This is a genomic window from Variovorax sp. P1_H2, assembly GCF_056405295.1.
This window is the reverse complement of the sequence record NZ_JBFUCJ010000109.1, coordinates 1-24,659: the sequence shown is the minus strand read 5'-3', so window position 1 is coordinate 24,659 and position 24,659 is coordinate 1. Positions and strand designations below refer to the sequence as shown.

23 protein-coding genes are annotated in these 24,659 nt (G+C 65.2%); 19 read left to right on the top strand and 4 right to left on the bottom strand.

Features of this window, described 5'->3' with window-relative positions; genetic code table 11:
• Positions 1 to 130 precede the first annotated feature (130 nt).
• Positions 131 to 649, bottom strand: a complete 519-nt coding sequence (locus AC1D2E_RS27960) for a DUF4124 domain-containing protein (protein WP_478200416.1) — start codon at positions 647 to 649, stop codon at positions 131 to 133.
• Positions 650 to 820: 171 nt separating this feature from the next.
• Between AC1D2E_RS27960 and guaB the strand changes: the two genes are divergently transcribed.
• The 4 genes from guaB (at position 821) to guaA (ending at position 4,703) form a co-directional block, all read left to right on the top strand.
• On the top strand, positions 821 to 2,290 hold the full coding sequence (guaB, locus tag AC1D2E_RS27955; RefSeq protein WP_478200415.1) for an IMP dehydrogenase: 1,470 nt from the start codon (positions 821 to 823) through the stop codon (positions 2,288 to 2,290).
• Positions 2,291 to 2,367: 77 nt separating this feature from the next.
• On the top strand, positions 2,368 to 2,616 hold the full coding sequence (locus tag AC1D2E_RS27950; RefSeq protein ID WP_478200414.1) for a type II toxin-antitoxin system Phd/YefM family antitoxin: 249 nt from the start codon (positions 2,368 to 2,370) through the stop codon (positions 2,614 to 2,616).
• Between the two features lie 11 nt (positions 2,617 to 2,627).
• The gene (locus tag AC1D2E_RS27945) at positions 2,628 to 3,047 is read left to right on the top strand and encodes a type II toxin-antitoxin system VapC family toxin (RefSeq protein ID WP_478171749.1); all 420 of its coding nucleotides are present in this window, start codon (positions 2,628 to 2,630) and stop codon (positions 3,045 to 3,047) included.
• Between the two features lie 9 nt (positions 3,048 to 3,056).
• Positions 3,057 to 4,703, top strand: a complete 1,647-nt coding sequence (gene guaA / locus AC1D2E_RS27940) for a glutamine-hydrolyzing GMP synthase (protein WP_478200413.1) — start codon at positions 3,057 to 3,059, stop codon at positions 4,701 to 4,703.
• 256 nt (positions 4,704 to 4,959) lie between these two features.
• Here guaA and AC1D2E_RS27935 read toward each other — a convergent pair whose 3' ends face one another.
• Positions 4,960 to 6,213 carry an amidohydrolase family protein gene (locus AC1D2E_RS27935; RefSeq protein ID WP_478200412.1) on the bottom strand — a complete coding sequence of 418 codons (1,254 nt, stop codon included), beginning with the start codon at positions 6,211 to 6,213 and terminating at the stop codon, positions 4,960 to 4,962.
• Positions 6,214 to 6,484: 271 nt separating this feature from the next.
• Here AC1D2E_RS27935 and AC1D2E_RS27930 point away from each other — a divergent pair, with 271 nt between their 5' ends.
• The 14 genes from AC1D2E_RS27930 to AC1D2E_RS27865 all read left to right on the top strand — a co-directional run bounded on the left by AC1D2E_RS27930 (position 6,485) and on the right by AC1D2E_RS27865 (position 20,421).
• The gene (locus tag AC1D2E_RS27930) at positions 6,485 to 7,654 is read left to right on the top strand and encodes an FAS1-like dehydratase domain-containing protein (protein ID WP_478200411.1); all 1,170 of its coding nucleotides are present in this window, start codon (positions 6,485 to 6,487) and stop codon (positions 7,652 to 7,654) included.
• Between the two features lie 54 nt (positions 7,655 to 7,708).
• Entirely contained in the window at positions 7,709 to 8,959 is a 1,251-nt protein-coding gene (locus AC1D2E_RS27925) for a CaiB/BaiF CoA transferase family protein (RefSeq protein ID WP_478200410.1), read from the top strand.
• Positions 8,960 to 9,050: 91 nt separating this feature from the next.
• Complete coding sequence (locus AC1D2E_RS27920) at positions 9,051 to 10,634, top strand: class I adenylate-forming enzyme family protein (RefSeq protein ID WP_478200409.1); 1,584 nt, start codon at positions 9,051 to 9,053, stop codon at positions 10,632 to 10,634.
• Position 10,635: 1 nt separating this feature from the next.
• Positions 10,636 to 11,808 carry an iron-containing alcohol dehydrogenase family protein gene (locus AC1D2E_RS27915; protein ID WP_478200408.1) on the top strand — a complete coding sequence of 391 codons (1,173 nt, stop codon included), beginning with the start codon at positions 10,636 to 10,638 and terminating at the stop codon, positions 11,806 to 11,808.
• Positions 11,802 to 13,229: an aldehyde dehydrogenase family protein gene (locus AC1D2E_RS27910; protein ID WP_478200407.1), complete on the top strand. Its 1,428-nt coding sequence runs from the start codon at positions 11,802 to 11,804 to the stop codon at positions 13,227 to 13,229. The genes AC1D2E_RS27915 and AC1D2E_RS27910 overlap by 7 nt, the downstream gene beginning before the upstream one ends.
• Before the next feature lie 38 nt (positions 13,230 to 13,267).
• Positions 13,268 to 14,230 (top strand): Bug family tripartite tricarboxylate transporter substrate binding protein, encoded by a 963-nt coding sequence (locus tag AC1D2E_RS27905; protein WP_478200406.1) that lies wholly within the window; start codon positions 13,268 to 13,270, stop codon positions 14,228 to 14,230.
• Positions 14,231 to 14,260: 30 nt separating this feature from the next.
• Complete coding sequence (locus AC1D2E_RS27900) at positions 14,261 to 14,635, top strand: hypothetical protein (protein ID WP_478200405.1); 375 nt, start codon at positions 14,261 to 14,263, stop codon at positions 14,633 to 14,635.
• Positions 14,636 to 14,650: 15 nt separating this feature from the next.
• A complete protein-coding gene (locus tag AC1D2E_RS27895; RefSeq protein ID WP_478200404.1) occupies positions 14,651 to 15,691 on the top strand; it encodes an NAD(P)-dependent alcohol dehydrogenase in 1,041 nt (346 codons plus the stop codon).
• Positions 15,692 to 15,699: 8 nt separating this feature from the next.
• On the top strand, positions 15,700 to 16,491 hold the full coding sequence (locus AC1D2E_RS27890) for a crotonase/enoyl-CoA hydratase family protein (RefSeq protein WP_478200403.1): 792 nt from the start codon (positions 15,700 to 15,702) through the stop codon (positions 16,489 to 16,491).
• 17 nt (positions 16,492 to 16,508) lie between these two features.
• Positions 16,509 to 17,075, top strand: a complete 567-nt coding sequence (locus AC1D2E_RS27885) for a DUF2889 domain-containing protein (RefSeq protein WP_478200402.1) — start codon at positions 16,509 to 16,511, stop codon at positions 17,073 to 17,075.
• A gap of 35 nt (positions 17,076 to 17,110) precedes the next feature.
• Positions 17,111 to 18,028 carry a LysR family transcriptional regulator gene (locus tag AC1D2E_RS27880; RefSeq protein WP_478200401.1) on the top strand — a complete coding sequence of 306 codons (918 nt, stop codon included), beginning with the start codon at positions 17,111 to 17,113 and terminating at the stop codon, positions 18,026 to 18,028.
• A gap of 78 nt (positions 18,029 to 18,106) precedes the next feature.
• Positions 18,107 to 19,048 (top strand): Bug family tripartite tricarboxylate transporter substrate binding protein, encoded by a 942-nt coding sequence (locus AC1D2E_RS27875; protein ID WP_478200400.1) that lies wholly within the window; start codon positions 18,107 to 18,109, stop codon positions 19,046 to 19,048.
• 4 nt (positions 19,049 to 19,052) lie between these two features.
• Positions 19,053 to 19,784, top strand: coding sequence for an SDR family NAD(P)-dependent oxidoreductase (locus AC1D2E_RS27870; protein WP_478200399.1), 732 nt, complete (start codon positions 19,053 to 19,055; stop codon positions 19,782 to 19,784).
• Between the two features lie 16 nt (positions 19,785 to 19,800).
• Entirely contained in the window at positions 19,801 to 20,421 is a 621-nt protein-coding gene (locus tag AC1D2E_RS27865; protein WP_478200398.1) for a glutathione S-transferase N-terminal domain-containing protein, read from the top strand.
• A gap of 36 nt (positions 20,422 to 20,457) precedes the next feature.
• On the opposite strand, the gene AC1D2E_RS27860 is transcribed toward AC1D2E_RS27865, so the two are convergent.
• Positions 20,458 to 22,230: an acyl-CoA dehydrogenase gene (locus AC1D2E_RS27860; protein WP_478200417.1), complete on the bottom strand. Its 1,773-nt coding sequence runs from the start codon at positions 22,228 to 22,230 to the stop codon at positions 20,458 to 20,460.
• 363 nt (positions 22,231 to 22,593) lie between these two features.
• On the opposite strand from AC1D2E_RS27860, the gene AC1D2E_RS27855 reads away from it, so the two are divergent.
• Positions 22,594 to 23,415: an IclR family transcriptional regulator gene (locus AC1D2E_RS27855; RefSeq protein WP_478200397.1), complete on the top strand. Its 822-nt coding sequence runs from the start codon at positions 22,594 to 22,596 to the stop codon at positions 23,413 to 23,415.
• Between the two features lie 94 nt (positions 23,416 to 23,509).
• On the opposite strand, the gene AC1D2E_RS27850 is transcribed toward AC1D2E_RS27855, so the two are convergent.
• Positions 23,510 to 24,466: an alpha/beta hydrolase gene (locus AC1D2E_RS27850; protein ID WP_478200396.1), complete on the bottom strand. Its 957-nt coding sequence runs from the start codon at positions 24,464 to 24,466 to the stop codon at positions 23,510 to 23,512.
• Between the last annotated feature and the right edge of the window lie 193 nt (positions 24,467 to 24,659).

Here is a 24,659-nt window from a genome sequence, read left to right as displayed (position 1 = left end):
GGCCTGCCAGGACGAGCCACCCGGCGTTGCACTCCTTGCATGTGCCAACGCACATGCCGCGTCGCGCGCCTTGATTGGCCCGTCCTGGCAGGCCTTCGCGACCCCGGAAGTAGTGTGAACAGGCCCTAGCTCACTTGCAGTCGGAGTCGATGACCGCCTGCAGCCGCTTCTGCTCGCTGGCGCGCGTGGCGTCGTCGATGATCTCGCGCTCGCCCTGGGCATTCAGGCGCGCGACGCGGATGCCGCTGTCCATGGTCGCCTTGCCCTCGCGCGCCCGGCTGCAATTTTCCTTCCTGGCTTGAGCGATCTTCTGCGTCTCGGCGGCCTGCCTGGCCTTTTCGGCCTCTTCGGCCTTGCGCGCCTTCTCCTCGAGCTCCTTGTCGACGCCGGCGGCTTTGGGGGCGGCCGGTGGCTGGGAAAGGGGCGCGGGGGCGGCCGCCACATCCTCGGCAACGGGCGGCGCACTGTAGTTCAACCGCTTGGCTGGCCCGCCGGGCCGGCGCAGGATGTTCTTCTCGGGCACGTCGGGCGGCGGCGCCTGATCGCTGAAGACCTTCTTGTTGTCCTTGTCCAGCCACTGCCATTGGGCTTGCGCGCCCAGGGGCAGCAGGAACACGGACCCGACGAGGAGCAACTGCACGAACTTCATGGGCGGAAGTTTAGCGCCGCCTTACGTTTTGCAACTCGCTCGCTGGCGTTTTTGCAACGCTCGGACGGCATTTGGACGCAGCTCGGCCCGAATGCGAGGCAAAAAGCGCTAATCCCTGCGTCGGCCCGGGCCGCGAGGCATCGTTACAATCCTTCTTTTGGAGCTTCACCCATGCGCCTTCTCGGCAAAGCGCTCACCTTCGACGACGTGTTGCTGGTGCCAGCGTTCTCCCAGGTCCTGCCCAAGGACACTTCCCTCGCCACCCGGCTCTCCCGCAACATCACGCTCAATCTGCCGCTGGTCTCGGCCGCGATGGACACCGTGACCGAAGCGCGCCTCGCGATCGCCATCGCGCAGGAGGGCGGCATCGGCATCGTCCACAAGAACCTCACCCCGGCCGAACAGGCCGCCCAGGTGGCCAAGGTGAAGCGCTACGAATCCGGCGTGCTTCGCGACCCGGTCGTGATCACGCCAAGCCACACCGTGCGGGAGGTGATGGCGTTGTCGGACCAACTCGGCATCTCGGGCTTCCCGGTCTGCGACGCCGGCAAAGTGGTCGGGATCGTCACCGGCCGCGACCTGCGCTTCGAGAGCCGCTACGACGTGCCGGTGAGCGAGATCATGACCCGGCGCGACCGGCTCATCACGGTGCCCGACGGCACCACGCTGGCCGACGCCAAGGCGCTGCTCAACAAGCACAAGCTCGAGCGACTGCTGGTGATCAACGAAGCCTGGGAGCTCAAGGGCCTGATCACGGTGAAGGACATCACCAAGCAGACCAGCTTTCCGAATGCCGCGCGCGACGCCAGCGGCCGCCTGCGGGTGGGCGCGGCGGTCGGCGTGGGCGAGGGCACCGAAGAGCGCGTCGAGGCGCTGGTCAAGGCCGGCGTCGACGCCATCGTGGTCGATACCGCGCACGGCCACAGCGCCGGCGTGATCGAGCGCGTGCGCTGGGTCAAGCGCAACTATCCGCAGGTCGAGGTGATCGGCGGCAACATCGCCACCGGCGACGCCGCCCGCGCGCTGGCCGATGTCGGCGCCGACGCGGTCAAGGTGGGCATCGGCCCAGGCTCGATCTGCACCACCCGCATCGTGGCCGGCGTGGGCGTGCCGCAGATCATGGCGATCGACAACGTCGCCACGGCGCTGCAGGGCACCGGCGTGCCGCTGATCGCCGACGGCGGCATCCGCTATTCGGGCGACATCGCCAAGGCGATCGCCGCCGGCGCCAGCACCGTGATGATGGGCGGCATGTTCGCCGGCACCGAAGAGGCGCCGGGCGAGATCGTGCTGTTCCAGGGCCGCAGCTACAAGAGCTACCGCGGCATGGGCTCGATCGGCGCGATGCAGCAGGGCAGCGCCGACCGCTACTTCCAGGAGTCGACCACCGGCAACCCGAACGCGGACAAGCTGGTGCCCGAGGGCATCGAGGGCCGTGTGCCCTACAAGGGTTCGATGGTCTCGATCGTCTACCAGATGTCCGGCGGCCTGCGCGCCAGCATGGGCTACTGTGGCTGCGCGACGATCGAGGACATGAAGAACAAGGCCGAGTTCGTCGAGATCACCACGGCGGGCATTCGCGAGAGCCATGTGCACGACGTGCAGATCACCAAGGAAGCCCCCAACTACAGGGCTGAGTAAGTCCGATCTGGCCAGACCTTGAAAGTCAGGCCAGATTGGCACTAGAATTCGGGCCAGATTAAATATTTCTGGCCCAAATGCAATCCCTCGGCATCGCTGAAGCCAAGAACAACTTCTCGGCCCTGATCGACCTGGTCGAGAAGGGCGAGGAAGTGCGCATCACCCGCCACGGCAAGGAGGTCGTGCGCATGCTGCCGGTGCGGCGCAAGCCGGTCATCACCGACGAGCAGATCGCGCGCGAGCTGGGGCAGATCGACGCCCTGCACGCCGCGATCAAGCCGGGTCCCGCGGTGCGGGCCCTGCGTGACGAAGGGCGGCAGTCGTGACGGCCTTCGTCATGGATGCTTCGGTCACCTCGGCCTGGCTGCTGCCGGACCAGGCCAGCGAACACACCCGCAAACTCTACGCCGCGATCCGCCGCGACGAGGTCGAGCCGCAGGCGCCCAACGCCTGGCAATGGGAGTGCGCCAACATCCTCGTCAATGGCGTGCGCAGCGGCCGCATTCCCTCCTCCGCGGTCGAAGGGCTGTGGAGCGTGCTGGACGCCATCCGGCATCGCGTCGAGCTGCACGAGCTGGCCCCGGCCCAGCACAAGGCGGTGCTCGCCGTGGCCATCGACGCCGATGTGTCGCTCTACGACGCGGGCTACCTCTGGCTGGCACGCTCGCTCGATCTTCCGCTCGCCACTTTCGACGCGCAACTCATCCAGGCGGCGCCGCAAGCGGGCGTCCGCCTCTTCGACATTTCAACGCTCTGAGTCTGCTTCATGCAACACGACAAGATCCTCATCCTCGACTTTGGCTCGCAAGTCACCCAGCTGATCGCGCGCCGCGTGCGCGAGGCGCATGTGTTCTCCGAGGTCCATCCCTGCGACGTCAGCGACGAATGGGTGCGCGAGTTCGCCAGGGRCGGCAAGCTCAAGGGCGTGATCCTTTCCGGCAGCCACGCCAGCGTCTACGAGGAGACCACCGACAAGGCACCGCAGGCGGTGTTCGAGCTCGGCGTGCCGGTGCTGGGCATCTGCTACGGCATGCAGACCATGGCGCACCAGCTGGGCGGCAAGGTCGAGGGCGGCCACAAGCGCGAATTCGGCTTCGCGGCCGTGCGGGCGCGCGGCCACACCGAGCTGCTGCGCGACATTGCCGACTTCACGACCGACGAGGGCCACGGCATGCTCAACGTCTGGATGAGCCATGGCGACAAGGTCACCGAGCTGCCGCCGGGCTTCAAGCTGATGGCGTCGACCGACAGCTGCCCGATCGCCGGCATGGCGGACGAGGCGCGGCACTTCTACGCCGTGCAGTTCCATCCCGAAGTCACGCACACTCAGCAGGGCAAGCCGATCCTCGAGCGCTTCGTGCTCGGCATCTGCGGCGCGCGGCCCGACTGGGTGATGCGCGACCACATCGCGGAGGCCGTGGAGGCGATCCGCCAGCAGGTGGGCGATGAGGAGGTGATCCTCGGCCTTTCGGGCGGCGTCGATTCGTCCGTCGCTGCGGCGCTGATCCATCGCGCCATCGGCGACCAGCTGACCTGCGTCTTCGTCGACCACGGCCTGCTGCGGCTGAACGAAGGCGACATGGTGATGGACATGTTCGTCGGCCAGTTGCATGCCAAGGTGATTCGCGTCGATGCCAGCGAGCTGTTCCTCGGCAAGCTGGCGGGCGTCAGCGACCCGGAGGCCAAGCGCAAGATCATCGGCGGCGAATTCGTCACCGTGTTCAAGCAGGAAGCGGCCAAGCTCAAGGCCAGCGCCGGCGGAAGACTCGGAGTTGACGGCCTGCCGGCCGTCAAGGGCGCCACGTGGCTGGCGCAGGGCACCATCTATCCCGACGTGATCGAGTCGGGCGGCGCCAAGAGCAAGAAGGCGGTCACGATCAAGAGCCACCACAACGTCGGTGGGCTGCCCGCCGAGCTGGGCCTGAAGCTGCTCGAGCCGCTGCGCGACCTGTTCAAGGACGAGGTGCGCGAGCTCGGCGTCGCGCTGGGCCTGCCGCCCGAGATGGTGTATCGCCATCCGTTCCCGGGCCCGGGCCTGGGCGTGCGCATCCTCGGCGAGGTCAAGAAGGACTACGCCGAGCTGCTGCGCCGTGCCGACGCGATCTTCATCGAGGAACTGCGCAACTTCATCGACCCCTCGAGCGGCAAGAGCTGGTACGACCTCACGAGCCAGGCCTTCACGGTGTTCCTGCCGGTGAAGAGCGTCGGCGTGATGGGCGATGGCCGCACCTACGACTACGTGGTGGCGCTGCGCGCGGTGCAGACCAGCGATTTCATGACCGCGGACTGGGCCGAGCTGCCCTATGCGCTGCTCAAGAAGGTGTCGGGGCGGATCATCAACGAGGTGCGCGGGATCAACCGCGTGACCTATGACGTGAGCAGCAAGCCGCCGGCGACGATCGAGTGGGAGTGATCAGGACGCATTCCAAGACGGCACCAAAGTGGACCGCGATTCAGTGGTACATGCAACGCACGCACATCGCGTTGATGAGGAGCATCGTCTCGTAGCGGCGGGCCTGGATCGGCGGCAGGGCCTGTCGGTCTAGGACGATGCTCCAATGCTGTCTGCAACGGATGGCCAGGTGAGTGCCCTCGGTGCCAAGGGCGGCGCCATCTTCGCGGCGCGTGCTCGACGACACCGCCGGTTTGACATCGACCCGCGAGCCCGATCAGCGTACCTGGAAGGCGTTGGGTCTTGGCGCGACCTGCCGGCCGGTCGACGTCTCCTGCGTCCAGGCTTCGTCGCAAGCCCGCTCCAGTTCTGGCAGGCGGTACGTCTGGCACGCTGTCCGGTAGAACAGGGCCTGCCGTTCGGACGGCGATAGCGCGCTGGTGGCAAGCTTGAAGGCATTCCATAGCTGCACGTAGCCGCAAGATTGCTTGTCCACCGGAAAGTTGCTTTCCAGCATGCACCGTCCTGGCCCGAATGCGTCGATACATACGTCCATCAGGGGCTTCCATGCCTGCACCAGAGTCTGAGTATCGGCGGGCCTATCGCCCGACTCGAACCCGAACCCGAAGATCGGCATCCCCATGCCGCCCACTTTGACGCGCACGTTGGGCCTGGCGGCCAGTGCACGCAGATCGCGCTCCCACTCCTGTCGAACAGCAGCTTTTTGTGATTGAAATCCCAACACACCAGCGGGCATGCCTAGGTGGTTCAACACGATCGATGTGCGAGGAAACGCATCTGCCAATGAAGACAGCTCCTGCAGCTGTGTGTGGTAGATCAACGCGTCGAAACTGAGACCGTACCGATCAAGCAGGGCAAAGCCGCGGCGAAAGCTGGCGTCGCCCATGACGTTCGGCTGCGCGTTGGGAATGAACTTCTTGAGGTCGCTGTCATGGTAAGTGGCGTAGTAGCGCACACCGCGCAATCTGCCTTTGCCGGCCTCCGCATGCGCCCGCAGCACTGCGTCCACCGCGTCTCCGTGCGCCAAGTCCACGTCCGAGACGATCCCGGCCGCAAGACGGCAAGGGCCCTGCGGCGCGCTGAGCGGGGTGGTGCTCAGGGTAACGATGCGCTCGACTTCACCGACAGACCGCATTTCCTGGGGACCGTCGGTGCGCCAGCCGGCTCCATAGGCCGCGATGTACATGGTCCCCACGATCTTGTGGCCCGATGCCAGGTCGCTCTCCATGTCCTCGCGGCGGTAGTAGAGCTTGTCGGAACTGGTGCCGAACAGGTGGTGGTGGGCATCCACGATAGGCAAACCAGGTTCGCGCGCGGGCTCGCTTGAGCCTCGGCTATGCCATTCCAGCAAATCCCGGGTCGGACGGTGTTGATTGCCGCGATAGAGCAGTGGATTCGGCCCGGGCTTGCTCTCGGCCAGTGATGGATTGCACAGGCCGGCATCGCTCAAGGCGAGTGCCGCTGCAGAGAGAAACACTCGTCGGCTAGGGTGGCCCAAGGAATTGCGCACGGAAGGTCTCCTTTCGTTGTAGGGGCGACATGGCCGGTGAGTGGTGAGTAGCACCGGCGCCGTCTAAGTCTGGAGGGGGCTTTGTCGCTCGTCCATGGCGATATTCGGGAGCCGACGTTCACGTTTTCCGAATGTCACATACCAAGAGGTGGGCTTGCTGGATGCCTGTGACCGGCTTTCACGCACGCGGGCTCCACGAAAACCGCATTGACACCCTGGCACCCTGAAACCTACATTTCATTATCGCAAATACGACCGAAGGTTCGCATATATGAATAAAGATGAGACAGCTGACGCCGGCATCACCAAGGAGTTGGCCCTGGGCAAGTTCACCGACAAGATGCTCGCCGACATGCGCGCCCTGATCGGCACCGAATTGCGCACCGAGTCGTGCCTGAACAATGAATACGCCACGCGCCTGGCGGTCATGCGCTTCTGCGAGGGCATCGGCGACGACAACCCGCTGTGGACGAATGCCGACTACGCGAAGGACGGCCCGCATGGCACGCTGGTCGCGCCACCCAGCTTCATCTTTGCCTGTCTGGGGTCGGTGCAGGTGGGCTGGCCCGGTTTGGGCGGCTTCCACGCCGAGACCAAGATGACCTTCGGCGAGCCCATCCGCGTGGGCGAGAAGATCACGGCCATGGTCACCTTCGATGGCTTTGACGGCCCGATCGCCGACAGCAACTTTGGCGGGCGCCGCATCAAGGACTACCTGCGCCAGGAATACCGCAACGAGGAGGGTGACCTGAAAGCCACCTTCATCTGCTCGCGCATGCGCTTCGAGCGCGGCGAGATGCAGGCGCGCCGAGAGAGCCGCGCGATCGAGGTGCCCCACCCCTGGAAGGAAGAAGAGATCGCCGCGATCGAGGAGCAGATCCTTGCCGAGCGCCCGCGCGGCGCCACGCCGCGCTACTGGGACGACGTGCAGGTCGGCGACGAAATCGACGTCATCACCAAGGGCCCGCTGGGCTTGACGGACTTTATCGCCTTCATCGCTGCCGGCGCCGCGCCGATCCCGCGTGTGGCCGCGCATTCCGTGGCGCTCAAGCGCTACCACAAGCACCCGAAGTGGGCCTTCCGCGATCCGCGAACACATGCGCTGGAGCCGGTCTACTCGGTGCATTACAACGACTACGCGGCTCAGCTGCAGGGCGCGCAGATCGCCTACGACGTGGGCATCCAGCGGACCTGCTGGCAGATCCATTCGCTGACCAACTGGATGGGCGACGCCGGCCGGCTGCTCGCGCTGACCGGCCAGTACCGTTCGCACGTCTACTTGGGCGACGTGGTGCGCCTTGGCGGCCGCGTCGACGCAAAGGAAGTCGATGCCGAAGGCCGCCACATCGTGCGCCTGACGACCTGGGCCACCAACCAGCGCGGCCAGCAGTGCATGCCCGGCACCGCGGTGGTTGCCCTGCCCAAGCACCCGGCCGCTTGAGCGAGAGGGCCTTCCCAAGAACGACGCAAGAACGAAGCAAGGACCGAGACGACCATGACCACGTCCAGCGACACCTCGATCGCGGAAGCGAAAAGTGAGAAGCGTCATTCGACGGCGTCCGCCGAATCGGCGCGCGACGATCGCGTTCGAGCAAGAGAGGACGCATCGCTGCCGCTCAGCGGGGTGCGCGTCCTCGACTTGACGCGCTACCTCTCCGGGCCCTACGCGACGCTGCTGCTCGCGGAGATGGGCGCGGAGGTCATCAAGGTCGAAGTGCCCGAGGCCGGTGACGACACGCGCCACATCGCGCCTCTCCAAGGCGACGTGAGCTTCTATCACTCCACCATCAACCGAAGCAAGGCTTCGGTGGAGCTCGACTTGAAGTCCGAGGAGGGGAGGAGACTCGTTCACGCGATGGTTGCAGATTGCGACGTCTTCATCCAGAACTTCCGTACCGGCGTCGCCGAGCGGCTCGGATTCGGATACGACGCTCTTTCCAAGATCAACCCGGCGCTGGTCTATTGCTCGATCTCCGGTTTCGGGGGCACGGGACCCGAGAGCCGGCGGGCCGCCTTCGATCTGATCGTGCAGGCGGAATCCGGAGTGATGAGCCTGAACGGAGAAGGCGACAGTCCGCCCAGCAAGCTGGGTCTTCCGGTGGCCGACCTGACGTCCGGGATGTTCGGGGTTCACGGAATCCTCGCCGCACTGCTGCGGCGATCACGGACCGGGAAGGGAGGGCTCGTCGAAGTCAGCATGATGAGTTCCCTGCTTTCGCTCTCCGTCTACAACGCCACCCGGTACTTCGTGACCGGCGAAACACCCAAGCGGATGGGATCGCGCCATCCGGGCGTGGTGCCGTATGGCCAGTACGCGGCTTCAGATGGAAACATCCTGCTTTCCACCTTCAGCGACGGTTCGTGGAAGAAGATCGTCGATGCCATGGACCGCCCCGAACTTGCGGAAGATCCGCGATTCATGACCGCGGCTTCCCGTGTCGTCCATCGGGACGCATGCGACGCATTGCTCGGCGAGGTGTTCTCCGCATTTACCTCCGAGGAAATCGTGAGGCGGCTGCACGAGGCAGGCATTCCCTGTGGCGTGGTCCGCAGTCTCGGCGAAGCGCTGGAAATGGAGGCCGCGAGTGGCTCTGGTGCGATCGCCGACGTCGAGTATCCGGGCAAGGTCGGCACGATTCGCAGCGTGAGGATACCGATCAAGTTCGATGGCGAATGGTGTCCCGCCCAACCTGCTCCGGCGCTCGGCCAGGACAACGCGATCCTCGATCGCTACAAGAAGTCCTAAATATGCGGTGAGACGGCGTGCGCATCCTGGGGCCGGGTCGTGACCACCGGCCCAGAGCGCGCGCACCAGTCGCACCAACACGGAGACATCGATGTCATCAGCAGCAACGCCATGGGGCAAGGAAATTGCGACGGAAATGATCGGCGGGGTTCCGTTCCGGATGTACACGGATCGCCCACGCCGGGTCGAGCGCCTGCTCGACTTCGCCGGGCGCTGGGGAGCGCGGCCCCACATCATCCAGGGTGAGCGTGTCGTCACGTTCCAGGACTTGCATCAGGGTGCGATTGCCAAGGCTCGCCAACTCGCCGACCTGGGTATTCGCCCGGGTGATCGCATCTTCATCCTCGGCTGGAACAGTCCGGAGTGGGTGATCAACTTCTGGTCCTGCCTTCTCGTGGGTGCCGTGCCTGTGCTCGCGAACGCCTGGTGGAGCGAGGTGGAGGTCGGGAACGGTCTGGCGGCCCTGCAACCTGCCATGACGCTGGCCGACGACCGTTGCGCAGCGCGTGTGCCTGCGGGCTCGCGCCGGGGGCCCTGGGGCATCGACACGACGGGGTGGCAGGGTGGCGATGCCGTCGCGGATGCCGAAGCTGCGCGCGGCGAGGAAGAGACCGCGCTCATCATCTTCACCTCGGGCACCTCGGGCCAGCCCAAAGCAGTGGTGCTGTCGCATCGTGCGCTGCTGGCGCGCCTGCAGATGACCTTGCACATCACGCGCAAGTTGCCGCACCAGATCGATGAGACGGCGCGCGACGTGACGCTGATCACGGGCCCGCTGTTCCATGTGGGCGGCATGCAGACCCTCATGCGGGCGGTTGTCGTTGGCGATACGCTGGTGCTTTCGGAAGGCAGGTACGACCCCGCCGAGGTGCTCGCGTCCATCGAACGCAACAAGGTCAAGCGCTGGAATGCCGTGCCGACCATGGTGACGCGGCTGCTGGACCATCCGGACGTGCCATGCAGGGATCTGAGCAGCCTGAAGTCCATCAGCATCGGCGGCGCTCCTGTGCATGCGGAACTGATGCAGCGTATCCGCACCCAGCTGCCCAGCGTCAGCCCGAGGATTCCGACGGGTTACGGCCTGACGGAGAACGGCGGACAGGCCACTGCCGCCGCGGGCTCGGAGGACATCGAAGAACTGGGCTCCGCCGGCAAGCCGCTGCCATGCGTCGAGATTCGCTTTCTTTCCCACCCAGGTCTGCCTGACGGGGAGATCCTGCTGCGCTCTCCCACGCAGATGTCCGGCTTCTTCGGGCTCGATGAATCGCCGATCGATGAAAACGGTTGGCTTCACACGGGCGACCTGGGTCGGCTCGACGACAAGGGCAACCTCTGGATTACTGGGCGCTGCAAGGACATGATCATCCGTGGCGGCGAGAACATCGCGCCCGCCGCGATCGAACGGGCACTGCAGAACATTCCCGGCGTGACCGAGACCGTGGTGTTCGGCGTGCCGCACCGCGACCTGGGCGAGGAAGTGATGGCGATTGTCGTGACCGACACCGACCTCACGACGCAGCAGCTGCAGGAACAGCTGCGCGGCCAGATCGCGTCGTTCGCGGTGCCCAGCCGTTGGCGGATTCAGCGCGAGCCGCTGGCGACGAACCACACCGGCAAAGTGGACAAGGCGGCGATCAGCGCCCAGGTCCGCGCCGAGCTGCAGAAAGAGCTTTGACATGACCATGCAGAACTTCCAGCACATCACGCCGCCGCTGCGTTTGTTCCACGGCCCGGACAGCCTCGCGCACCTGGGCCGCGAGCTCGACCGCATCAAGAGCCAGCGGGCGGTCGTCGTCTGCGGCGACTGGCTGGCCAAGGGGCCTTTGTTCGAGCGCATCCGCGAGGCACTGGGTGCGCGCTGCGCCGGTGCCTACGCGGAGGTACTGGGCCACAGCCCGGTCGCCTCGGTCGAGGACGCCGCGGGGCTGCTGCGCCGCCTCGAAGCCGATGCCGTGATCGCCGTGGGCGGTGGCTCGGCCATCGTGACGGCCCGCGCGGCCAGCATCCTGGCGGCCGAGGGCAAGTCGGTGTCTGAGCTGTGCACCGTGACCGAGGCCGACGGCAGCCTGCGCAGCCCCAAGCTGTCCGCTCCGAAGCTGCCGCAGTTCATCGTGCCGACGACGCCGACCACGGCCACCGTGAAGGCCGGCAGCGCGGTGTTCGATCCGGCCAGCGGACAGCGGCTGGCGATGTTCGACCCCAAGACGCGTGCGCAGTCGGTCTTCATCGACCCCGAGATGATCCTGTCAGCACCGCGCGGCCTGGTGGCCAGCGCGAGTATCAACACCTTGTCGATGGCGATCGAGGGCCTGACCTCACGCTCGCAGGACGCGCTCGCGCACGGTGCGTTGATGCAGGCGCTGCGATTGCTTGGGCGGCATCTGCCCCAGGCCGCACATGCGGACGATGCAGCGGTGCGCGGCCAACTGGTGCTGGCCGCCATCCTGTGCGGCCAGGGCACGGACCACACGGCTGCCGGCATCACCACAGTGCTGGGCCATGCGATCGGCGCGCGTCATGAGATCGAGAACGGCACCGTGAACGCCATCGTGCTGCCGCACGTGCTGCGCTTCAACGCCGAGGCCGCGGCGGCCGGCATGGCCGACGTGGCCGCGGCGCTCGACCTGCAGAGCTCCGGGACGCAGGCGGACTTGGAGCGGGTCATCGAGAAGGTCGCGTCGCTCTTCGACGATCTCGGCGTGCCACGGCGTTTGCGCGACGTGAAGGTGCCGCGCGAGGCCCTGCCCGACATCGCCGCACTTGCGATGGGCGACTGGTTCCTGCGCGGCAACCCGCGGCCCGTGCGCAGCGCGGCCGAACTACAGCAAATTATGGAAGAGGCATGGTGAAAAACATGATCGAACGCAACAAGATCTATATCGACGGCGAGTGGGTACCCTCGTCGGGTCGCGAAGTCCTGACCGTCATCAATCCGGCGACGGAAGAGCCCATTGCTACCGTACCGCGCGGCACCGCTGAGGATGTCGAGCGAGCTGTGCAGGCCGCGGTCCGTGCGTTCCCGGGCTGGTCCCAGACGCCGATCGCCGACCGCATCGAGATATTCAGCAAGCTGGCTCGTCTGACGGAGGCGCGAGCCGAAGAAATCACGCAGACCTTGGTGAGCGAACTGGGCTATCCCATCACAGCGCTGCGCAGATCACAGACGCTCGGAGCCGTGGAAGAGCTCGACATCATTGCCGAGTCCCTGGCGCAGATTGAATGGGTCGTGCACGTAGGCAACACGCAGGTTCGCCGCGAGCCCTCTGGCGTGGTGGGCGCCATCACGGCGTGGAACGCACCCCTGCGTTCCGTCATCTCCAAGGCAGGCGCGGCCATCGCCGCAGGCTGTACCGTAGTACTCAAGCCCTCCGAAGTGGCGCCGCTGACGGCCTTCATGTTCGCCGAACTGTGCGAGCAGGCCGGCCTGCCGCGCGGCGTGTTCAACCTGGTGTGCGGCACCGGCCCGGAGGTGGGCGAGGCGATTGCGGCGCACCCGCTGGTCGATATGGCGTCGATCACCGGGTCGGTGCGCGCAGGGCGCCGGGTGATGGAGGTGGCGTCGGAGTCGATCAAGCGCGTGCACCTGGAGCTCGGCRGGAAGTCGCCCAACATCATCCTGGCCGATTCCGACTTCGAGCGCGCAGTGGCCGATGGCATTGCGGATGCCTTGCGCAACAGCGGCCAGGTGTGTGGCGGCCTCACGCGCATGCTGGTACCGCGTGAGCGCCTGCCGGAAGCGGAAAAGTTGGCCGTTCGCAAGGCCAATAGCTACGTGCTCGGCGACCCGCTGGACGAGGCGACCACGCTCGGTCCCGTGTCCACGTCCGCAGCGCGCGACCGCGTGCGTGGCTACATCCGCTCGGCGCAGGAAGAGGGCGTGCGAATGCTGACCGGCGGAGCCGAGGCTCCGGAGGGACTGGCTCGCGGCTGGTACATCCGACCGACCATCTTTTCGGGTGACAACAACAGCCGCATAGCGCGCGAAGAAATCTTTGGCCCGGTCGTGGTGATCATTCCCTTCGACGACGAGGAGGACGCGATCCGCATTGCCAACGACTCGCAGTACGGCCTGGCAGGCGGTGTGTGGTGCAACGACGCTGAGCGCGCACGCGGCATCGCGGCCCGCCTGCGTGTCGGACGCGTACGCATCAATGGCGCGCCGCTGGACAAGCGCGGAACCCATGGCGGGTTCAAGCTTTCGGGCGTCGGCCGCGAGTGGGGCCGCTTCGGCATCGAGGAATTCATGGAATACAAGTCCGTCCTCGGGTAGTCCGATAGACGGGTTGGCAATAACAAGGAGACAAGACTATGGACAAACGCAGTTTCATCAAGGCGCTCGGCGCAGCACTGGCATTGCCCAGTGGCATGGCCTGGTCCCAGGCCGCGAAAGGGCGCGCAGTACGAGTCGTCGTGCCACTGCCGGCTGGCAGCTCAAACGACTACGTGACGCGCGTCCTTCTGCCCTCGGTCGGAGCAATCAATGGGCAGAACTACTTCATCGACAACAAGCCTGGTGGCAATGGCACTATTGCTACGCTGGAGGTGGTGCGCGCAGCGCCGGATGGCAACACGCTTCTGTGCGCGTCGAACTCGCCATTGGCAGCCAACGTGGCCTTCTTCAAGAACCTGGGCTACGACCCGCGCAAGAATCTGACGCCGATTGCCGCCGTCAGCCTGACCAACCATGTGCTGATGGTAAAGGCGGACTCGCCGATTCGCAGCTTCGCGGATTTCATTGCCCATGCCAAGGCGAAGCCCGGAAAGGTCAGTGTCGGCTATTCGACCACCTCGGTGCAGACGCAGATCGCGACGATGAGCCATCTCGCTGGCATAGAGTTGCTGCCGATCCCCTACAAGGGAAGTCCGGCCACGATCACCGACGTGATCGGTGGCAATCTGGACGCCACGCTGACCGACCAGGGCAATGCCCAGGCCCAGGCCAAGGCTGGTCAACTGCGGCCGCTCGCCGTCTCCTCCCTCAAGCGCAACCCGGTCATGCCCGATTGGCCCGCGATCTCGGAGACCCTGCCTGGATTCGATTTCCCTTCCTGGAATGCACTGATGGGGCCGGCAGGCTTGCCGCGCGAGATGGTTGCGCACGTCAGCGATGCGGTCATCAAGGTGCAGAAGCAACGGGACCTGATCGAAAAATACGCCAGCCAGGGCGCTACGCCACTGGTGATGGGACCCGACGAACTCAAGGCCTTCATCGAGTCCGAGACCACGCGATGGATTCGGCTGGCACGTGAAGCCAAGATTCAGCCCGAGTGAGATCCTGACAACAAGAGACCGGAGACATCGATGCGACAACGTTGGAGAAAGGTGGCGCTGAAGCTCCGCGAAAGGCCGATTCCGGACGTGCTCGACGACCCGGCATACCAGCGCATCCGTCCGCGCATTGCGCTGCGGGGGCACCCGGATCTCGATCGTGACCAGCCTTCCGGGCGCGGCGCCGTGGTGACCATCGTCACCACGGCGGGCGAATCGGTGTCTCGCCGGGTCGATCATCCGCGTGGCCACAGCGCGCGCGGCGGGGTCAGTTGGGCCGACCTCCTGCAGAAGTGGAAAGAGGGGCTGCCGGAGTGCGACGTGGAACGGATGCTGGCGCTGGCACAGCGCATGGATGAGGTCGAGGACGTGCACGAGCTGCTCGACGCGTTCCGGGCCGTGCGCTGATCCGGAGAGTCCACGATGATCATTTCAAAAGCTCTCTGCACCTGCGGTCCTGACCAGCCATTCATCCGCACCACGGTCGAGCGGCGCGACCCCGGGCCGCGCGACGTGCTGGTCGACATCGCCTACGCCGGCATCTGCCATTCGGACGTCGAGCACGCGCGCAGCCTGCGCGGCAAGACCATCTACCCCATCGTGCCGGGCCATGAAATCGCCGGCATCGTCGCGGCGGTCGGCGCCGAGGTCACGCGCGTACGGGTCGGTGACCGTGTAGGGGTCGGGAACATGGTCGACGCCTGCGGCGTGTGCGAGAACTGCCGGGCTGGGCTGGAGCAGTATTGCAGCGGCGGCCGCACCATGACCTACAACTCGATCGGCCGCGATGGCAAGCCCACCTATGGCGGCTACAGCCAGAACGTGGTGGTCGATGAACGCTTCGTCGTCCGGATTCCAGAGTGCATCGCGCTGCAGAATGCCGCGCCGCTGCTGTGTGCCGGCATTACCATGTACTCTCCCTTGCGGCACTGGCGCGCCGGGCCCGGCAGTAAGGTGGCCATCATCGGATTCGGCGGCCTGGGCCATGTGGGTGTGCAGATGGCCCGTGCGCTGGGCGCGCGCACCACGGTGCTGGACCTATCGCCAGACAAGCGCGAAGACGCATTGCGTCTCGGTGCAGACGACTTCCGGCTGGGCACCGATCCGGACACCTTCACGGCACTGGATGCCGCGTTCGATCTCATCGTCTCGACGGTGCCCATCCACGCCGATCTGGACCGCTACCTGGGCCTGCTGGCGCGCGATGGCGTCTACGTCAACCTGGCCGTTCCCGCCAAGCCCTTGAACGTCTCCGCCACGGCCTTGCTCACCAACCGCCGCTCCATCGCCGGCACACGCAGCGGCGGGATGGCCGAGACGCAGGAGATGCTGGATTTCTGCGCTACACACGGCATCGGCGCCGAGGTGGAGGTCATCGATGCGGACGGCGTCGATGGTGCCTATCGGCGGCTGCTGGCGGGCGAAGTCCGCTTCCGTTTCGTGATCGACAACAGAACACTTTGAGAACCACCATGACCGACTTCCTGCTCTACGAACAAGATGGCCTTGTCGTCACGCTGACGATGAATCAGCCCGAACAGCGAAACCCATTGACGGGGAACAGCGCGATCCCGGAGTTCCTGGCGGCCATCGATCGCATCCACGATGACCGCAGCGTGCGCTGCGTCATCCTCGCCGCCAATGGCCCGTCCTTCTGCGCGGGTGGCAACATCCACGAGATGAAGCGCCAGGCGTCGCCCGAGGTCAGCGAGATGGACATCCGCCAGGACTACCGGCGCGGCATCCAGCGCTTGACGCTGGCGCTGTTCAATCTCGAAGTGCCGGTGATCGCGGCCGTCAATGGACACGCGATCGGCGCCGGACTGGACCTGGCCTGCATGTGCGACATCCGCATCGCTTCCGAGAAGGCCAAGTTCGCCGAGAGCTTCATCAAGCTGGGCATCATTCCGGGCGACGGCGGCGCCTGGCTGCTGCCGCGTATCGTGGGCATGTCGCGCGCGGCCGAACTCGCTTTTACGGGCGACATGATCGATGCCCGGCAGGCCTTGGACTGGAACTTGGTGTCGCGCGTGGTCGAGGCCGAGCAACTGCTGCCCGCGGCGCGCGAGATGGCGGGGCGCATCGCGCAGAACGCTGCCCATGGCGTGCGCCTGACCAAGCGCCTGATGCGCGAGGCCATCCATTCGCGCCTGGACACGGTGCTCGAACTCTCGGCCGTATTCCAGGCGATCTGCCACAAGACGCCGGATCATAAGGAGGCCGTGGATGCGTTTCTGGAGAAGCGTGCCCCACGGTTCAGCTGAAGTGGAGTGACCAGACCATGACCGACCCGCACCCGACTCGCGAGGAGGAGCTTCACTTCCGGCGCATCGACATGCGTGCCTGGCGGCGCAGCGACGGCCTGTTCGAACTGGAAGGGCGGCTGACTGACCGCAAGCCGCACGACTTCGAGCCTTGGCGCGGCGGCAAGCGCGTGCCTGCGGGTGAGCCCGTCCACGACATGGGTGTGCGGCTCGTGTATGACGCGGAGCTGCAGATCCACGCGGTGGAAACGTTCACCGAGGCAGCGCCCTATGGCGAGTGCCCGGACGGCGGTCAGGCGCTGCAATCCCTCAAAGGCCTGCGCATGGCCAGCGGCTGGAGCAAGGAAGTGCGCAGCCGGCTCGGCGGCGCGCGCAGCTGTACCCATCTGATGGAACTGCTGATACCGATGGCGACCACCGCCTTCCAGTCGCTGAGCCAGGTCCATCGGGGGCGGGCTGAGCGCGTGGACGCCATGGGCAAGCCACTCAAGATCGACAGCTGCTATGCCTACGGCCAGGAGCGCGAACTGGTGCGCGTGCATTGGCCCCAGTTCTATCGACCGAAGCTATCCGACACGGGGTAGACATCGGAGGAATCAAACAAAAGCAGGAGACAAAAATGATGATCGACCTTGTACAGCTGCGCACCTTCGTCGCCGTGGCGGAGGAGCAGCATCTCACACGTGCGGCCGAACGGCTCCACGTCAGCCAGTCTGCCGCGAGCGCACACGTGCGCGCAATCGAGGAAAGCCTGGACATCCAGCTGTTCGCGCGGACCAACCGCAGCCTGGAACTCACGCGCGCCGGACAGATGCTGCTGCGTCAGGCCAAACTTCTTCTCAACGGAGCGGCGGAATTCACCTCCTTCGCCCGGGACATTCGCGGCAAGGTCGAGGGCAACTTGATCGTCGGCGCCAGCAGCGATCCGTTGTCCAGCCGCATCGGACTCGTGGTCGCGGGCCTGCGCGCACAGCACCCTCTGGTCACCGTCGACGTGTGCGCGCGGGCATCTGCGGGCACGCGTCAGGCGCTCAAGACCGGCGAGTTCGACATTGGCATGCTGCTCGGCCGCCCCGTGGATGCCGACTTCACCTACTACCAATTGACCACGATCAACTTCCGGGTGGCTGGACCCGTAGCCTGGAAGGACAAGATCGAGAACGCCGACTGGGCAGCTTTGGCAGAGTTGCCCTGGATCACGCCGAACGGTACCAATCAGGCGTACGCGTTCATGCTGGATCGGTTGTTCGGCGAGAGGGGGCTGGAACTCAACAGCGTGGTCCGCTTCGACAACGCTGCGCTCGGCCGTGCGCTGGTGCATGCGGGCGTCGGCATGTTGCTGATGCGCGAAGAGTATGCCTTGGAGGGCGTAAGTGCCGGGGATCTTGCTCTATCTCCGATCGCGCGGACCGAGTGCCCGCAGTTCATCGCGCACGTGTCCAGCCGCGGCAATGACCCGCTCATACGTGCATTCATCGACGCGGCCAGTGAAGCTTGGCCCGACATGAAGCGCATGGCCCCACTCGCACGCAACTGAGTTTGCATGCGTGAACCTGCACGCTTGCGCCTGACACACAAAAGGAGGAGACGGACTGATGCACAACCCATTGCGCCGATGGATCGCCACGCTGTTGCTGGCCGCGGCATCCCCTTGTGCGCTCTCGCGCAGGACTATCCGGACCGGCCGATCAAGCTGATTCTTCCGTTCCCGGCAGGCAGTGCCACCGACGGCATCGCACGGGTCATTGCCGGGGACCTGCGCAAGGGCCTCGGCCAGCCTGTGGTCATCGAGAACCAAGCCGGAGCCGACGGCAACATTGCAGCGCAAAACGTCAAACGCGCGGCGCCCGATGGATACACGCTCTTCATGAGCACCAATTCGGCCCACGGCGTCAACAAGTCGCTCTATGCCAATCTGCCTTACGATCCGGAGCGCGATTTCGAGCCGGTTGCGGGGCTGATCCGCATCCCGCTGATGCTTCTGGTTCGCAAGGACTTTCCAGCCGATGATGTAGCCGCCTTCGTACGACAGGCCAAGCAGACTCCGCTCAGCTTCGGCACCGGAAACACGTCGAGCCAGGTGGCTGCGGCACTGCTGCAATCTGCGGCGCGAATCGACATCACGCTGGTGCCGTATCGCGGCACACCCCAGGCATTGACCGATCTTGTCGGCGGCCAGATCGATGCCGCGGTGGTGGATCCTTACTCGTCGATGGGCTTCATCACCAATGGCCAACTGAAGGCGCTGGCCGTGACGGACTCCGTGCGCCATCCCTTGCAACCCCAAGTGCCCACCATGGCGCAGGCCGGCTACAAGGAGGTGGAGCTGGCGAGCTGGGCCGCCTTGTTCGCGCCTGCCAAGACCAGCCCGGCCGTCATCGAGCGCCTGCAGCAGGAAGTGGCGCGCAGTCTCGCGAAGCCTGAGATCAAGGATGCGGTGCAGGGGATGGCCATGACGACGATGGTCATGACGCCCGAACAGCTTCGCACCTTCGTGCACTCGGAAATCGAGCGTTGGAGCCGGCTCGCAAGACTGGCCAATATCCCGAAGAAGTAGGTGCATGGCCATGGGTGACATTCAACGCCTGCGCAATCGTCGCATCGTCATCACGGGAGCTGCTTCGGGAATCGGCATGGCGACCGCGCGGCTGTTTGCAGCAGAAGGTGCCGCGCTGACCTTGCTGGACCGTAACGCGCAGGGCCTGCACGCTGTCGCACGCGAGATACAGGCCCATGTCTTTGAGGCCGACGTATGCGACGAGGACTCCATCGCGCGCGCCGTGGCGCAAGGCGCTGCGGCCATGGGCGGGATCGACGGCGTGGTGAATGCGGCGGGTGTGATGCTGCGCGGCTCGGTGCTGGAAGTCGACGTGGCGCAGTGGCGGCGTGTGCTGGAGATCAACCTCACGGGCACCTACATCGTCGTGCGCTGCTGCCTGCCTTGGCTCAAGCAGGCAGCGCAGGCCTCCATCGTCAACCTCGGTTCGGGCCAGTCGCTGCTGCCCAACACGCCGGACCTCAGCGCCTACTCCGCGTCGAAAGGTGGTGTCCTGAATTTGACACGGGCGCTGGCCGCGGAACTGGCGCCCTCCGTCCGAGCCAACACCGTGTGCCCCGGGCTGGTGGACACGCCGATGGCTGAAGGCGTGCAAGGCAATGTCGGCAACTATGCGCTTCGGCGGCTTGCGCAGCCCGAGGAGATCGCGCGGGCCATCCTCTTCCTGACGAGCGACGAGTCGTCCTACGTCACGGGCGCTGCCCTTGCTGTGGATGGCGGCCGTTCATTCCATTGACAGACCGTATTCCACGATGCCTGCAGAAACTTTCATCCTGCGTTCCTCGCTGACGTCACCCTTCGTGCGCAAGGTGCGCATGGCGGCGGACGTGCTCGGTCTGGCCGACCGCCTCCGGCTGGTGCCGACGGATGCGGTGGACCCCGGTGACACGTTGCGCCAGCAGAACCCGCTGGGCAAGTACCCATGCCTGGTGTGCGAGGACGGCACCGCCATCTACGACAGCAGCGTGATCCTCGAGTTCCTGCAGGAGATCGCGGGCACCGACCGCCTGTTGCCCCGCGCCGGCCGCACGCGCATTGCCATGCTCACGCGCACGCGGCTTGCCGACGGCATCGTTGAGGCAGGAGCCATGGTCATCTACGAAGAGCGCTACCACGAGCCGGCCATGCGGTCATCGCCCTGGCTGGACTACCAGCGCGACAAGATCAAGCGCGCGCTGGCCGCTTTTGAAGCGCTGCAGCCGGATCCCCACCGGACCAACGCGGTTTCGATCGGGCTGGCCTGTGCGCTGGGCTTTCTCGACCGGCGCCAGCCCGTGGGGTGGCGCACGCCATACCCTGGCCTCGTGCAATGGCTTGCGGCTTTCGAGCAGAGCGAGCCGGCCTTCGACCGCACCCGCCCACCTGAACCTTGAACGCGCGCCCTGCGCCACGTGCGCAGGGCGGTCGCATCACAGCATCTCGGCGCTGACGCGCTCGACCGTGTCGCCCGCGCCGAGCAGCGCCGCCGCGAGCGCCTGTGCCTGCGGTAGCAGCGTTTCCGCATAGAAGCGGGCGGTGCTGACCTTCGCGGCGTGGAAGCCAGGATCCTCGGCCTCATGGGACAGTGCCGCCAGCATGGCGCGCGCCATCTGCCAGCCGCACAGCACGATGCCAGCCAGCCGCAGGTAATGCACGGCGCCGGCGTACACCATGGAGGGTTGGCTACCGCCGTTGCTCACGACGAATTCGATCGCCGATTCGAAGGCCCGACGGCCCGCCTGCAAGGCCAGGCGCATGCTGCGGCAATCGTCGCTCGGGCGGTCCGCCAGTTCGCGCTCGGTGGCTGCGATACGTGCGCACACGGCCCTTGCCATGGCGCCACCGTCGCGCAGGGTCTTGCGGCCCACGAAATCGTTGGCCTGGATCGCCGTCGTACCTTCGTAGATCGGCAGGATGCGTGCATCGCGGTAGTGCTGGGCCGCTCCGGTCTCCTCGATGAAACCCATGCCACCGTGAACCTGAACGCCCAGGCTGGCAACTTCCACGGACATCTCCGTGCAGTGGCCTTTCACGACAGGCACCAGGAATTCGTAAAACGATTGGCTGTCCCGCTGTTCCGCATCGTCTGCGGCGTTGTGGGCGGCATCGCCGGCGGCGGCAGCGACGTAGGCCAGTGAACGGCCCCCCTCGGTCAGGGCTTTCATGGTCAGCAGCATGCGTTTGACGTCGGGATGCTGCACGATGGCCACCGGCTCGCCAGTGCCCGACAGGTCGCGCCCTTGCACGCGCTCCCGCGCGTAGGCCAGGGCCATCTGGTAGGCGCGATCGGCCACGCCGATCCCCTGCAGCCCAACGGCGAACCGTGCCGCGTTCATCATGATGAACATGTACTTCAGGCCCTGTTGGGCTTCGCCCACGAGTTCCCCTACTGCGCCCTCAAACTCCAGCACGGCGGTGGGGCTGGCCTTGATGCCCAGCTTGTGCTCGATGCTGATGCATTGCACGTCGTTGCGATCCCCCAAGCTGCCGTTTTCCTGGACCAGGAACTTGGGCACCACGAACAGGCTGATGCCTTTCACGCCAGGCGGTGCATCGGGCAGGCGGGCCAACACCAGGTGGACGATGTTGTCGGCCATGTCGTGCTCGCCCCAGGTGATGAAGATCTTGGTGCCGAAGATCCGGTAGCCGCCGTCCGGATGCGGTTCGGCACGCGTACGCACTGCGGCCAGGTCGGAGCCGGCTTGCGGCTCGGTCAGGTTCATGGTGCCCGTCCACTCGCCTGTGATCAGTCTTGTTGCGTACTTGTCGCGCAGCGCCGGGCTGGCGGCTGTGATCAGCGCCTCGATGGCGCCGTCGGTCAGCATGGGGCACAGCCCGAAAGAGACGTTGGCTGCCTGCAGCATCTCCGAGCAGGCGGCCGCGATCAGTTTGGGCAGGCCCTGGCCGCCGCAGGACTGGGGGTGCCCCAGGCCTTGCCAGCCGCCTTGCGCAAAAAGCTTGAACGCTTGTTGGAAGCCTGGTGTGGCCTTGACGTTGCCACTGTCCCACCGGGAGGGGGCACGGTCGCCGACGGCGTTCAGGGGGGCGATCACTTGCTCGCACAGTTTCGCGGATTCATCCAGCACCGCTTCGGCGGTCTCCAGGCTGACATCTTCGAAGTTCGGCAGCGCACCCAGGCGGTGGAGGTCCGCGAGGTGCCGCATGGCGAACAGCATGTCTTTGACGGGCGCGTGGTAGCTCATCGTTTCTCCCCAACCTTCATGCTCTGCCCGTCGCAGCTGAAAATCCATGTCCGGCACGAACCCGGTACGGCGGGCGATCTCGTTGTCAATGCGGCTCGCGAACATGGGTAGGCGTGAGCGGCTCTTCGGTGTTGATGCATATGTCTCCAGGGCGTGTGGAAGCTGCCCGTTGCTTGCATGAACGTTGTGTCTTTGTGCGGTGCCCTCGAGTATCGGAATTGGACGCGTGCCACGTCCATGGCTTTTCTTTGCACGCCGCGTCCTTGTTTTCGAAACAACATGACGGAGCACCGATGTGCAATTCGTGCCTTGCTCCTGTCTTAAACTCGCACGAGTCCAACAACTGGCGCAACGACAAAGCCGATGGCCACCAGAAAACAGGCAGAGAGGCCTTTGCCGAAAACGACGGCATCACCACGGGGAGCTTCTGCTGCGCGCGCAGCGGCCGAGCCGCAGAACCATCGCACGGTGGATCGCGTCACGCAGATCCTGGAAGAAGTGGTTTACCGGCCGGGCATGACTTTCGCCGAACTGGTCCGCGCGCTGGGCGCTGCCAAGAGCTCGGTGCACGGCTTCATCCGTGGCCTGTTGGCCAAGGGCTGGCTCTACGAGGACCAGCACCGCTTCTACCTCGGGCCGGCCGTCTACGGCCTCACGCTCGCGAGCGGCCACATCCGCGCGGGTTCGGTGACTCACGAAGATCTCATGGCCCTGCACGAAGAGACGCGCTTCGCCGTGTTCCTCGGCGTGCAAGCCGGCGATCACCTGATCTACATCGCGGAAGCGGGCAGCGACCCCGTGGCAGGCTTCGAAGCGCGTTCGAACATTCGTCGCACGCTGCTTTCCACCGCGGGCGGCAAGGCGCTGCTGGCCGCAAAGTCTCCGTTCGAACGCGAGTCATACCTGCATCGGCGTCCACCTGAAGAGGCCGGATTGGTCGATACATTCCTGAGCGAACTCGACGGAATCTCCAGGACAAGGATCGCTACCAACTTGAATCCAACCCGCATGCGGTTCGGCCTTGCGACGGCAGTGCGTAGCCCTTCGGGCGATGTCGTGGCCTCCGTTACCCTGGTAGGACCTGTCACGGAAATGCAGCCGCGCCTCGCCAAGCTTACCAAGGTGCTGATCAAGCACGCAGATGCGTGGGCGCGACACTCGGCGATGCCGCGAGAAGTTATCTGATTCTTGAACGCGATCGGCCGGATAGCCCCACCGATTGGATGAGCGCCTTCACGCGGCAGCGGCCGAGCGGACCGCAGCAAGGCGCCCACTTGCATCACAGCGTTTTTGCGTAGAACGTTGTCAGCTTGCCCATGGCGGCGTCCACATACTTGGGAACCCAGTAGGTTTCGATGTGCGTGGCGCCGTCGATCTTGAACAACTCCTTGTCCTTCGTGCCGGTGGCCTTGGCGATGGCATCCTCGCTCATGTACAGGCTGTCGGCCTTACTGCCCGCGATCATCAGCAGCGGCTTGTCGATCAGTTCGATCTGGTTGGTGGCGTCGAAACGCATCAGGTCCAGCAAGCTGCTCGTGGTGTACTTGAAGGTCGAGCCGGGGTGTACGTGCGTCTTCCAGTAGTACTCATAACCCTGCCGATACAGATCAAACGGCAATTTGGCGATTTGCTCATCCGTCAGATCGGCATCCCCTGAATAGCGCACTTCTCCACCGGCCGCCTCTTGCGCACGGGCGGCCGAGGCCTGCTGCAGGCGCTCCTGGATGGTGTTAAGTTGCGAATCCACATAGCCATTGCGACGGACCCGCCCGGAGTTGAACATGCTCAGCGTCGCGATCGACTTGAAGCGCTTGTCGGTTTGTGCCGCGGCCAAGGAGTACCCACCACCGCCGCAGATGCCAAGCAGGCCCAGGCGCGCGACATCGGCGCCGGGATAGCGGGAAATGAAGTCCGCCATGCCGTGGATGTCCTCGATGCGGAAAGTGGGCTTGTCCACGTTGCGCGGCTGGCCGCCGCTTCCGCCCTGGTACGCGGCATCTGCGGTGATCGTGATGTAGCCCTTTTCGGCCAGGCGCTGGGCATACAGGCCTGCGACTTGCTCTTTCACCCCGCCGTTCGGGTGCGCCACCACGATGGTGGGATATTTCTTCTTCGAATCGTAGTTCGCTGGGGCATAGACGTTGGCGGCAATATCCAGGCCGTTGAGTTTGTATTTGACCGGGTGGATGTTGACCTTGCCTGGTTCGTTCTTCGAGATCGCGCCTTCGTAGGCCAAGGTGAACGGATTCTTAGAAGTGGCCCCGCTTGTCTGAACAGCATTCCCCGATTCTTAAGTGGATTGCGGGCGGTTTGCCAACGGTGCAGAGTTGTCCACGGCGGCGGTCGGCGCTCGCGACGAACCGACCGACGCGGTGGGCAACTCGGGGCGCACCAGGGATTTCATCTTACGCAGCCAGCTTCAGGTCAGG